Source organism: Pseudomonas koreensis (assembly GCF_025447595.1).
GTDB classification, from domain to species: domain Bacteria; phylum Pseudomonadota; class Gammaproteobacteria; order Pseudomonadales; family Pseudomonadaceae; genus Aquipseudomonas; species Aquipseudomonas koreensis_H.
The window spans coordinates 457460-469330 of record NZ_JAOEJU010000001.1 but is presented as its reverse complement, the minus strand read 5'-3'; the positions used below and the strand labels follow the sequence as shown (position 1 = coordinate 469330).

Annotated in this window: 8 protein-coding genes; 4 read left to right on the top strand and 4 right to left on the bottom strand. The window is 58.6% G+C overall.

The window, feature by feature from the left end; translation table 11 throughout:
• Nucleotides 1-52: 52 nt before the first annotated feature.
• Nucleotides 53-967 (top strand): LysR family transcriptional regulator, encoded by a 915-nt coding sequence (locus N8H71_RS02010; protein WP_262192551.1) that lies wholly within the window; start codon nt 53-55, stop codon nt 965-967.
• Here the strand turns inward: N8H71_RS02010 and N8H71_RS02005 are convergent, their stop codons facing one another.
• Nucleotides 968-1222: a hypothetical protein gene (locus N8H71_RS02005; RefSeq protein WP_007957535.1), complete on the bottom strand. Its 255-nt coding sequence runs from the start codon at nt 1220-1222 to the stop codon at nt 968-970.
• Nucleotides 1223-1375: 153 nt separating this feature from the next.
• Here N8H71_RS02005 and N8H71_RS02000 point away from each other — a divergent pair, with 153 nt between their 5' ends.
• Nucleotides 1376-1693 (top strand): DUF883 family protein, encoded by a 318-nt coding sequence (locus tag N8H71_RS02000; protein WP_085731107.1) that lies wholly within the window; start codon nt 1376-1378, stop codon nt 1691-1693.
• Nucleotides 1694-1745: 52 nt separating this feature from the next.
• On the opposite strand, the gene N8H71_RS01995 is transcribed toward N8H71_RS02000, so the two are convergent.
• Nucleotides 1746-2777 (bottom strand): Ldh family oxidoreductase, encoded by a 1032-nt coding sequence (locus N8H71_RS01995; RefSeq protein ID WP_262192546.1) that lies wholly within the window; start codon nt 2775-2777, stop codon nt 1746-1748.
• Nucleotides 2778-2988: 211 nt separating this feature from the next.
• Here N8H71_RS01995 and N8H71_RS01990 point away from each other — a divergent pair, with 211 nt between their 5' ends.
• Nucleotides 2989-7770, top strand: a complete 4782-nt coding sequence (locus tag N8H71_RS01990; RefSeq protein ID WP_262192545.1) for a dermonecrotic toxin domain-containing protein — start codon at nt 2989-2991, stop codon at nt 7768-7770.
• A gap of 64 nt (nt 7771-7834) precedes the next feature.
• Here N8H71_RS01990 and N8H71_RS01985 read toward each other — a convergent pair whose 3' ends face one another.
• Nucleotides 7835-8104, bottom strand: a complete 270-nt coding sequence (locus tag N8H71_RS01985) for a PepSY domain-containing protein (protein WP_262192544.1) — start codon at nt 8102-8104, stop codon at nt 7835-7837.
• Between the two features lie 154 nt (nt 8105-8258).
• Between N8H71_RS01985 and N8H71_RS01980 the strand changes: the two genes are divergently transcribed.
• Nucleotides 8259-9263: a FecR family protein gene (locus N8H71_RS01980; protein WP_262192543.1), complete on the top strand. Its 1005-nt coding sequence runs from the start codon at nt 8259-8261 to the stop codon at nt 9261-9263.
• Nucleotides 9264-9326: 63 nt separating this feature from the next.
• Here N8H71_RS01980 and N8H71_RS01975 read toward each other — a convergent pair whose 3' ends face one another.
• Nucleotides 9327-11669 (bottom strand): acylase, encoded by a 2343-nt coding sequence (locus N8H71_RS01975; RefSeq protein ID WP_262192542.1) that lies wholly within the window; start codon nt 11667-11669, stop codon nt 9327-9329.
• Between the last annotated feature and the right edge of the window lie 202 nt (nt 11670-11871).

Here is an 11871-nt window from a genome sequence, read left to right as displayed (position 1 = left end):
ATTCTCCGGCGCCACGGGATCATGAATAAAGACCGATCCACTGCTGAATGATATGAGCCAAATGAATATCGCGACCGTCGACCTCAACCTGCTGAAAGTCTTCGAAGCCCTGCATGAAGAGTCCAGCGCCAGCCGCGCGGCATTGCGTCTGGGCGTGACCCAGTCGGCGGTCAGCGCAGCGTTGCGGCGGTTGCGCGAGGTGTATGGCGATCAATTGTTCGTGCGCACCGGTCGGGGGCTGGCGCCGACGCTCAAGGCCAATCAGTTAAAACCGGTGGTCAGCGATGCGCTGAACAAGTGCCGGCAAAGCCTGGCCATGGTCGACCCGACTGCCAATCACTACGACGGACGCTCGGTCACCGTGGGACTCTCGGATGACTTCGAGATCGCTTACGGCCGCCGGCTGATCGAGGAAATCGCCCGCCGCGCACCGAAACTGCGGCTGATTTTCCGCCAGACCCACAGCCAGATCGTCGCCCGGGCGCTGATGGAGCGCAGCATCGATCTGGCAATCACCGCCGGCGGATTTGCCGAGCGACTGCTCAGCCGTCAGGTGTTGGGTGAAGGGGGTTACGCGTGTCTGGTGGATCCGGCGAGCCTTGCGCCCGGCCAACAGCAGATTGATCTGGAGGAATTCGTCACCCGTGAGCACCTGCTGGTGTCGTCGGGTGGTTTTATCGGGATCACCGATGAAGGGCTGGCGGCGCTGGGCCGCAGTCGCCGGGTCTGCGCCTCGACCACGCATTTCGCAGCGTTGCCGCACCTGCTCAAGGGCAGCGATGCGGTGGCGACCATTCCGACCCACGCGGCGCAGGCCATTGCCTCAATGAGCGGGCTGGCGTTGCTGCCCTGCCCGCTGGCGCTGCCGCGTTACCCGATCGAGCTGGGCTGGCGCACCAGCACCCAGATCGATCCGGTGGTGCTGACGGTGCGCGAAGCGATTGGCGCCAGTTTCAAGGCCGGGTGATTACTTGTTGGCCGCCATCAGGCGATTGACTTCACTGCGCACCATGTTGGCAAACTCCGGCGGCGACATGCCGTCCAGTTCGGCGCGCACGAACTCGGCCCATTTGCCCTTGCGCTTGGAGCGCTCGCCGAACAACCGCGCGGCTTCGCCCTTGGCTTTGCCCAGATTGTTCTGCCAGAGTTCGAACAGTCGGGATTTTTCATCTTCCAGCGCGGCGCGCTCTGCGAGGGATTTGTCGGCCAGATTGAAACTCATCGGGAATTACCTGCTGCATGAAATGGCGACATCTTACACGCTGCACGGAAACCTCTGACGCTGGTTTTTGATCCGGATGGAAAATCGCTGCAACTTTTCAAGTCGCGCCACACTCCATTGTTCACTGTCCATTCACCAGCAAGGAGTCAACCAATGGCCCGTAAAACCGCCGTGCAAGCCGCCGAAGACCAAATCAAGGATCAAGCGTTCAGTGAACTTCAGGCGCTGATCGAAGAGTCGGACAAACTATTGAAAAGCAGTGCCTCACTGGTCGGCGAGGAAGCGGAAACCCTGCGCGGGCAGATCGCCCTGAAGTTGCAGCAGGCACTGGATTCGGTGTCCAGCGTGCGCGATCGCACCAAACCGGCAGTCGATGCCACCGAAAGCTACATTGGCGGTCACCCGTGGCAGACCGTGGCGATCTCCGCCGGTTTTGGTCTGGTGGTGGGGTTGTTGCTCGGTCGGCGTTAAGCACGTGCAAAAAAGGCGAGCCGATGGCTCGCCTTTTTCATGTCTGTGAAAGTCACTGTCCGGCCAGTTCTCGCAACTGCGCCAAGGTCTGTTCGTCCAGCGCGATGCCTTCGTCCGAAGACTTGGCCCGCTGCAAATGCCGACGATCTCCCGGCAGACGCTTGAGTCCGACACCGTGCATCTGCCGCACCAGCTCCTGACTGCGTTCGGCAAAACCCTGTCCGGCAGATTTGCTCGGGTCGATGACGATCAGCAACTGACCGGTCCAGGGAGTTTTCGCGCCTGGATGGTTCTTCCAGTCAAACTCAAACGAAAAATTGCCGCCCGTCAGAGCGGCCGCCAGCAGCTCGACCATCATCGACAGTGCCGAACCTTTGTGCCCGCCAAACGGCAGCAATGCACCGCCTTCAAGAATCGCCTTCGGATCGCAGGTCGGCTGACCGAGGCTGTCCACGCCCATGCCCGGCGGCAATTTCTCGCCTTTGCGCGCAGCAATCTGCACATCGCCATGGGCGATTGCACTGGTCGCCAGGTCGAACACGATGGGCGCTCCGTCGGCCCTTGGCGCGGCAAACGCGATCGGGTTGGTGCCGAACAGTGGCCGATCGGCACCGTGAGGTACCACGCAGGTCATGCTGTTGACCACACTCAATGCCACCAGTCCCTCTTCGGCGAAGGGTTCTACGTCCGGCCACAAGGCTGCGAAATGATGGGAATTGCGGATCGCCAACACCGCAATGCCGGCGCTGCGTGCCTTTTCCACCAGCAACGTACGCGCCGCTGCGAGCGCCGGCTGGGCAAACCCGTTACCTGCATCGACCCTTACAAACCCTGAGGCGACGTCTTCGACCTGCGGTACGGCTTGGCCGTTTACCCATCCGCTTTTGAGCGTCGAGACATAGCCGGGAATCCGGAACACCCCGTGGCTGTGCGCGCCATCGCGTTCGGCACCGGCGCAGTTGGCGGCCAGCGTACGGGCGACATCGGGCGAAGTGCCGTGGCGCTGAAAAATCGTTTCCAGAAGTCGTGTCAGGTCATCAAGGGATAGCGTGGTCGAAACAGCATGATCGTGTGGCGCAGACATCTGAAGCTCCAGAATAATTATTGGAGGGAACAACAGCGTACAAACAACTTGCGAGCCGATTAATCACGCCAGACCCGCCGTGTGTCAACCCTGCCTTGCCATGCATGCATACGCCTGTCTTTAACGTGCGGTATCTATGCGAGACCCGTCGACCGGCCACCCTTCCTAATCTCGAATCTCCTCCAACAACCTTTTGATTCGAGATCCTCTGATGCCCACGTCTTCTACACCCCTGCTGTTCCCCGAAGTGTTCGATGCACCCGGCTTGTGGCCGGCACTGGGTAAAAGCCATGGCCTGACGGAAAGGGATTTTCGATGGCTGGCCCATGCAAAACTGACCTTGGCCACCTTGCGCAAGGAGCAGATACCTTCGATGACGGCCGAGCGTATCCTGCTCAACGTCGCCGGGCTGCCGGCGATTCCCCTGCCCGGCAGTTTCATCCTCGGCGCCACCTCCGACGAGGATGGGCTGATTCTCTATACCCCCTATCACGGCCTGAAAAAGCATGAGAGTCGCGCCTCATTGAAAGCCGAGCTCGAGGAGCGTCTCAACGACGAGGGAGAACAGGAGGATCTGCTGGCGTTTCTCGCATTACCCCAGCGCAAGTCATTACTGGAGGGTGGAAGGATTTCGTTGTCGCTCGCATTCATCGACGGCGACATATTCGACGAACTGGGCGATGCGATCGAACGCACGAACTTCTTCAACGCACGGCTTCTGCATGAAGAACTCAGGCGATTGCCAACCCTTGGTGAAATGCTCCAGACCATTGTGAATGAGCTTCTCAAAACGCATTTCGGAACGTTGCAGCAGGGCCGAACACGCGTTGCCATCTACACGTCGACCGACAGCGCCGAGTCTGCGGGCGAAGTCGACGGGGACTGGGTCGGGTCCATGACCTTGACTGAAGCCGTTTTGCACCACTATCGCTATCAATGCTGGCCCGGTGGCCAATTACAAAAATATTCCAATCCCGACAGAAACCCCGAAGCCGGCGACCAGGAGCGCTGGGCAACCGCAGTCACGACGGCCTCAAGCAAACTGAAAACCTTGTTGTTTCAACAACTGGAGTTCTATTGGCAAGGGCCTTCGGCCGAGGGCCCGACACGCCGTACACTTTTCAGTCAGGTGATGAAGGAGCAAGCACGTGCCGACCTGATGCTCAAACGCGAAGCCACCATCATTGATGCGAAGCAATTCGAAACGCTGCATCAGTTGATACGGCCGGCCACCACTGCCGTGCGCCTTCCCGTCTATGAATGCGTGCGGCTGTGGGAGCACCCGGCCAACTATGCGGAATTGGCAGGTTCTCTGATGATCAGCGAGACCCGTGCTTTTCTTTACACCCCGGCTCAAGGTCTTCAGGTGCTGGAGAACGACGAAGATCTCAAACTCACTTTGCGCAGCAAATTCCTGGCGCGCGGGCATGAAGATGAGCTGTACGCACTGCTGAGCCTGGAGGAGCGCAGCCGGTTTCTCGGGTTCAATGAGCCCCAGGTATCGGGAGACCACATTGCTGGCGAGATCTTCGTCAGCCTGTTCGAAGCAATCATTACCAAACAGCGACAGAACATCGAATATGCCTTGCAGGTGTTCCGTCACAGTGATGGTGCGGTAAACCTGTCGGCGCTGTTCGACAAGGCCCTGGATATCCGCTCGATGGTCCATTCCCGGTTGGCGAATCTTGATGTCGAAGGACGCTGGAGTACCCGTCCGGTGATTACCGGCAACCAGAGCCCTTCGATGGTGCTGGCCGACAAGGCCGGCGCTGCAATCAAGACTTTTGCTGCAATCCAGGCGCCTCTGGTCGATGCCCTCGCCTCACAACCCCTGACGAACCCGGCCTTGCAGCGAACGTACCTGGAAGCATTGAAGCCAAACCTCGCCCATGCCTGGCTGGTCGGCGTGAACGCTGAAGCAAAACTGCGCGTAATGAACCGCTCGATGGATCACTCGCAACAGGCAATCGTCAACACCGTACTCGACGCCGACCGCTCGACCCGCAGTACACGTGCGCCTCTCAACGGATTTCGCCCCGACGCCTATACCCTCAGCGTGGAGTGCCCCGGACAGACCACACTGTTGCCGCTGGCCCATTGCATACTCATGACCGAACGCGGTGGCATCGATCCTCGACATTCCGGGCGCGCCATCTTGTGGACGCCCGCCTCAGGCCTGGAGGTGTTCGATAACGTCACCGTCGCCAGACGAGAGCTGACAGCGCGGCTGGGCGACAAAAACCGGCGCCTCGCGCTGCTGGAAAACCTTGGTCCCGGCCAATACCAGTTTCATCAGCGCTATGAGCCGGGCCCGCTCAGGCTGATCCAGGGCAACGTTCTGCATCATCTGATGCAATCGGGTATCGAGCACTTCCTGAACCGCTGCGAGCAGGTTCGTTCACGAGTCGAAGACCCGATCGCCCGGCGAAAGAGCCTTTCCGCCGTGGATCCCTCCCCGCTTTTCAGCCAGTTGCGATTGGCAACCGAACACGCGCAAGCCATTCGCCAACAGCAAGCGCTACCCGCCTGGCTGGGCAAGGCGCCGCTCGGCGAGCAGCAGTTGCAGATCGAACTGCTGGAGCAGTGGCGCCATAGTGTCGGCGACGCTGCAGATTACCTCAGTGGCGTGCCCTCGCTCGCCGGCTATGTCGCACAAACACTGAAATCGCTGATCGAAAGCCGGTACCCAGACAACCCTCTCGACCCTCATGAGATCGAAATAACGCCGAATCTGACACTGGCAGGCAAGGCTTGCAGTCTGGTGGACTTCGCGATGAACCATATCAACATTGCCCAGGATACCGGGTTCAAGATCACGTCCAGATCGGTTGCCGCACTGCCCGATGGATTGGGCCAAAAGCTTGTCACCCAACTTCTGACGTCGCTGGATATGCCGGTGTACATTCAAAAAGTGATCGATGCCCTCACCCGCCGCCCGGTAACGGGCCCCTCACCCAAAGAGTTGTTTGTGCGTCAGGTTCCCTGGCAATTGCTGCAACATGCTCACGCGTTGAAACTGCAACAGCACCTCAGCGAAACGGCTTTCGGTTACATTCGACAGATCCTCGACATGCCGGACGCCATTGCCCGTGCCGCGACCCGAGGCGCACACGCAATGGTCTGTCCTCTGTCGCTGATCAAGACCGTCGGGACTGCCGCGGTGAGTGCGCTCGGCCTTTACGTCATGGGGCCAGGCACCGGCAACAAAGGGCCGCGGGTGCTCTACTCACCCTATTCAACCCAGGTTTTCCACGAGTTCGAGGACGACAGGGAGTTGATTTCGGCGCTCAATACCCCGGGGACTCTGCAGGAACTGCTGATTCGGCGTTTGCCACAAGATCAACAGGCACTGTTTCGCAATTTGCTGCTGAGCACCGTCGGCGAAACGAGCGAGTTGACCCTCGAGACGCGAGCCATCAACAGCAACTTTCTGGAGTACATGTTTACCGACAACCTCGAGTTGCTGAAGCAATTGCTCAATGCCAGAACGCAAATCCACGGACAGTCGGATTGGGAGGCTGCCAAACATCTGTTCAGCCCACATTTCGAGCCGGTAACCGGGCTGTTTCAGGGAAAGGCCGGCTTCTTGCCTTTTCTCTGGCAGGCCTACGAAGACTTCAAGGACTCAGCTGAAGCGCTGCAAAACCATCACTGGACCCGCGCTCTGAAATCCTTTATCGAAGGCGCCGCTCAGATGGTCGAAACAGCACTGCTACCTGAGTTGGCCGTCGAGACCAGCGTGGAGGAAGAAGTGGCGCATGACACACTGATTGCCCCTGCACTGGAAGACATCGACCTGACGTCACCTCGACGTACCACTTTGCAGGCGTTCGAGGGAACGAACGTATCGCTCTCGGAACTTGAATACAGTTCCGTGAACGCTACTTACACGCAGCCATCGACTAACCGGTCCTATGCAGCCATTGCCGGCAAGGTTTACACGGTTGCCCAAAAGGAACACGGGTGGAGGCTGGAACGAGATGAGACCCAGGGCCCGGCGCTATTGAAGAAGGGCTCCACGCTGACATTGGCTCCGAGCCAGATCGTCCATTACGGTATGACCCAGTCGAGGATGAACACGCGCCCTACTTTCTCGCGCATACGCCAGACGATGATCAATATCGAAGCCCAGGGCATGAACGACATTCGCCGCAAGTACCCTGAACGCGCTCGCGTGCTGGTACACGCAATCGATCTCGCCCGTTTTTACGCGTTCAACTGCCTGCACAACCTTGCGTTGATCAACGGTGGTGCGGCACGCGGACGTGTTCATCTGTTCCTGGAAGACTTCTTTGACGTGAGTTCGATTACTGCCGACATCCTGAAAAAGATCGGAAAAACGATCATCCCGCTCTGCAATGCTCTGGTGGATGCGGATGATGACCTGATGCATACAGACCGTTTTGTGGTAGGTGCCAATCGGTTTTACGGCGATGTAATCGCGTTCGTGCTGAACGGCGACAATGAACGCAAAGTGCACTTCACCGAACACTTCTTCGATCAAAGACTGAGCGGATTCGAATCTTGTATGTCCCGACCGTTCGACATCAACGGCCACGCGCAGGCATCAACCATCATTCACGAATTCGCCCATCAATTCAGCAAAGCACTGGATATCGCAACGGTTCGTGCGCGAGAGCCTTTTTCGGACCTGGTATCGATTGATACGCCTCAGGGCACACTTTTGCACGATGAGCTCGAAAGTGACCAGCGCAAGGCCCTTTCGCTTCAAACGCCTTACGCCCAGTTGTTTTCAACGTGGAGTGCAACCCAAGGAAGATGGCTGAGTTTTGAGCTCGATCCCGAAAAGGCATTGGTGTCCGACGAAATCATGAAAGCCACCGGGACCGGAAATCTGCACGAAGCGCGCAATGCCTTTCGTGACCGGGTTTCTCCGCAGACCCGCATTGATGTCATTTTGCTGAACGCCGACTCTATCGCGCGCCTGGTCTGTGAAATCGGGCGACAGCTGGATCCCGTGCCGATTGCTTGAAACCGCAATGCGCAGGTTTCGACCTGCGCATTGCCTGAATAATCAGCCGGACTGCCTGAAACGCTCAGTCTTTCTGATCACGCAACACATTGCCCGATGCCCCATCGATGCGAAATTCATAGACGACACCGTCGGCCTTGCGCCCTTCCCCCTTCCAATAGCCGCTGTTATCGGCCTCGATTTCATACACCTCGACGTAACCTGCCTTGGTCTTGACGATTTCAATGGCCTTTTCGATCGTGATCCAGCCGGCGCCCGGCCGGTCAGCCATTGCAGCGCCAGCGCTGAGCAGGCCAACGGTGGCAATCAGGGCAGCACAAGTTTTCTTGATCATTTTTTCACTCCATTTGTGGATAGTGTTCAGCTCACGTTGTGCTTTTTAGGGCGCCGGCGTGAAAAATAAGTTCCACTTTGATGGGCAATTGCCATGACGGATGTTCTCGGCGCCTCGCCCTCAAGGTTAGAATGCAGCAAATCAGGACGAGTCAATGACCCAGAACCCCCTTTCGGAAGCCGAATACGATGCGATCACCGATGCCGCCGCGCACTGGTGCATGCGTCTGCACGCCGTCGACTGCACCCCCCAAGAGCGCCTGGCGTTCGAACAATGGCGCGATGCTCATCCGCTTCACGCATTCGAATATGAGGCCATGCTGGAGATCTGGGACGTTGCCGAGCATTTGCCACGCCCCGAACCTGCCGCCGTAGCGCCAATAATCCGCCCACCCGTCAAATCCTGGCGCCAGTACGCAGTAGCAGCATCTGTCTGTGCACTGGCATTGCCACTGGCGGCCTGGACCGGATGGAATCTGGGGTGGTTGCCCAACAGCTATCAGCATTTCGCTGCCACCGACAACGTGCACCATGTCACCCTGGGCGACGGCAGTCAGGTCGAACTGAACCTCAACACTGAGCTGACCTACAGCAACTACAAGGACGAGCGTCGCGTCACCTTGAAAAAGGGTGAAGCGTTCTTCGAAGTCACCCATGACGCGAGCCATCCGTTCGTTGTCAGGGCCGCCGAAGGCAAGATTCGCGTCACAGGCACTCGCTTCAATGTCTGGATGTACGAAGACCAGGTGAAAGTGAACCTGATCGAAGGTTCGGTACTGGTCACCAGCAATGCCCGGCTGCCCGGAGACGGATTGCGTCTGGGACCTTCAATGCAAGCCCGCTACAAGCATGGCGATTACATCCCGCAGATCAGCCAGACCTACGCCAATGACACCTCTCTGGCCTGGCGCAGCGGCAAACTGGTGCTCGACAATCTTTCGTTGAACGAGGCCTTGCCGCAGATCAACCGATACCTGGACAAACCCCTGATGCTCGCCGACAACTCGACCGGCGCGATCCGGGTGGGTGGCATCTACAACATCAGGGAGCTGAACAGCTTCGCCAGCTCGCTGCCCAAAGTCTTGCCGGTATTTCTGACGCGCAACAAGGAAGGCAACCCGGTGATCAATCCGATGCCGCAACAACCAGCCAAAAACTGAAGGCCGTTCCCGTGAGGGAGCGGCCTTCGTCTGTTGCGATCATTGCGGTACTACGACAACAGGTCAGTGCGCCGCTACTTTCCCCGCCTTTTCAAGATCATCACGCACGGTCTGAACCTGATACTGCGGATCGGCCTTGATCTGCTCCTCGGTGAACGGCATCACGCTCCACTGTTTCTTCGAGAAGGCTTCGGTCTGATCCCGGGAATACTTCGACGCCGGATCACTGGACAGTGAGAACGCGAGCAAACCCTGAGCATGCGGTCCTTTCTCGTCGAACGTCACGACTTGCAGATAGCTGGTGCCGCTGACCACTTCCAGTTTGCCGTCTTCACGCGGGACGCTCTGAATCGCGTTGTAAATACCCAACGTCCCCGGCCCGCCATGAATCGGCGTTTGTTGGCCACCGCTGCTGACCACCTGCACATCACCCCAACGGGTTTTGTCGGTCAGCCCCATCTTCGCGGCCGTCTCGGCCGACACCAGCATGGCCTCACGCAAGGCCTTGGCGACTTCAGGTTTTTCAACGGCCAGCCCGCGTGGCGTGTGCCGCGCATCCTTTGGATCGAAGGTCACACGCCAGACATCCGGTGACGTCTGCAACGCGCGCATGATGTTCTGGAAATGCACCAGCCCCATGCCCGATTCCAGATTCGCCCGGCCATCCCAAGCTTTCAGGCTGGAGCACACCGACTTCAGCGCGGCTTCGGCAACAGGCTGCGACTCGCAGAACTTCAGCAGATCCGGCACCACCTGAGTCGCCAGAAACACCTGATCATCCATCACCATGTGTTGCAGGTCCTGCACCGACAGCGGACCTTTTTTGCTCAGGGTCGCCAGACGATCCAGGGCAAAGCGTGAACGCAGACCCAGTGGCTGGCCTTCCTGACTGATCAGCGGCGAGAACCCGGTCAGCGGTTGTGCCGGGTTGGCCAGCCACGCGGAATCGTTGGAGTGCTGTACGAAGTCCTTGCGCAGCAGCTGCGGTAATCGGGCGGAAGCGTAAATGCCCTTTTGCGCAGCCTGCGGATCAATGTCCCAGGCACAGGCGCTGTTGGAGCCGTCGAGCACGATCATTTGCAGCCCGACACGCGGGTCGCTGCACTTGGCCAGTTTTTCCGCGCTGACGTTCGGCACCACCGACAGGTTCATGTAAAGCGTCTGCCCCTTGTCATCCACGGCCAGTGTATTGACCCAAGGGATGCCTTGAATTGTGTGCACCGAATCCTGCAAGTCTTTGAGATTGGCGGCGCGGTTCATCGCATACCACTGTTTCAGCACCCGATCGTTGTCCAGGTTCGCATCGCGCAGACTGTAGGCGTACTGGTTGTCCCAGTCGAGTTTGCCGGGCCACTGCACGATCGGGCCGAACTGCGAGCTGTAGATCTCGCGGGAAACCGGCACTACCTGTCCGTTCGCCTGTTTGACCTGAACCGTGACCGTCTGCTTGCTCATCGGCAAGGACTTGCCATCCAGCAAATAACGGGTTGGATCTTTCGGATCGAGTTGCAGGCGATACAACGTGAAGTGTTTGGAGGAATCGACGGTGTGCGTCCAGGCCAGGTGCTGATTGAAGCCGATGTTGATCATCGGCAAACCCGGCAACGCAGCGCCCATCACATCAAGTTTGCCGGGAATGGTCAGGTGCATCTGATAGAACCGCATGCCGCCGACCCAAGGAAAATGCGGGTTGGCCAGCAGCATTCCGCGGCCGTTGAACGAACGCTCGCTGCCGACGGCAACGGCATTGCTGCCACGGTCGAGCGCAAAGCGCTCCATGCGCATGTCCGCCAATTGATAAGCGTGGGCGTCACTTTCGATCCGCGCAGTGGCCCGGGGTGGCGTAGCGCCCGCCAGCGCTTCGGCGAACTGACCGACACCGCCTTCGACCAGCAGACGACGGGTGAGCTTCACCAGGTCCTCGGCCGCGATATCACGAACCCATTCCCCCTGACACTGCTGCGGCAATCCCAGCTGGCGACGTTCGGCCAGATAACGGTTGTAGCCGGCGGCGTAACCTTCCACCAGCTCACGCACCTCCACCGGCTGCGCCTGCCAGAAGGCACCTACGGATTGCGGGGTATTGAGCCACTTGAAAAACAGATCGCTGACGCGATTCTCACGCTCCTCGACCGTCAATTGTTCCGGTCCGAAATAACGCGAACGCTCACCGTTGACCGTGACGACCTCGTTGGCCAGCAGGCACAGATTGTCCTGCGCATAGGCATAACCGATGCCGAAACCAAGACCGCGTTCGTTTTCCGCGCGGATATGCGGTACGCCAAATTCTGTACGACGGATGTCGGCGCCGGTCTGGCCGGACGGACTGAACGCCTGTGCCGAAAGACTCAGCCCGAGAAACATGCCGGCAAGGGTCAATCCGGTGAATTGCCTGGAAATAGTCACGCTCGCTCCTGATCGAAATACCCGGGAACGGATCGCGCGCCGTGTTCGAACACGTCTGCACTGCGGCTCCGCCCTGAAATCACCCACGCGTCCACGCGCAATGAGCCTTTCCAGAAAACGAAACCGACGAAAAAAATTTAGTCAGCCGCAGACCCGTTTCGAGCCGTAATCACGGAGAAAGGACAAATCAACGACAAATTTT

What these genes read in the sequence shown, in the direction of transcription:
- N8H71_RS02010 (WP_262192551.1), top strand. Translation starts at nt 53, where the DNA reads ATGAGCCAAATGAATATCGCGACCGTCGACCTCAACCTGCTGAAAGTC.
- N8H71_RS02005 (WP_007957535.1), bottom strand. Translation starts at nt 1,222, where the DNA reads ATGAGTTTCAATCTGGCCGACAAATCCCTCGCAGAGCGCGCCGCGCTG.
- N8H71_RS02000 (WP_085731107.1), top strand. Translation starts at nt 1,376, where the DNA reads ATGGCCCGTAAAACCGCCGTGCAAGCCGCCGAAGACCAAATCAAGGAT.
- N8H71_RS01995 (WP_262192546.1), bottom strand. Translation starts at nt 2,777, where the DNA reads ATGTCTGCGCCACACGATCATGCTGTTTCGACCACGCTATCCCTTGAT.
- N8H71_RS01990 (WP_262192545.1), top strand. Translation starts at nt 2,989, where the DNA reads ATGCCCACGTCTTCTACACCCCTGCTGTTCCCCGAAGTGTTCGATGCA.
- N8H71_RS01985 (WP_262192544.1), bottom strand. Translation starts at nt 8,104, where the DNA reads ATGATCAAGAAAACTTGTGCTGCCCTGATTGCCACCGTTGGCCTGCTC.
- N8H71_RS01980 (WP_262192543.1), top strand. Translation starts at nt 8,259, where the DNA reads ATGACCCAGAACCCCCTTTCGGAAGCCGAATACGATGCGATCACCGAT.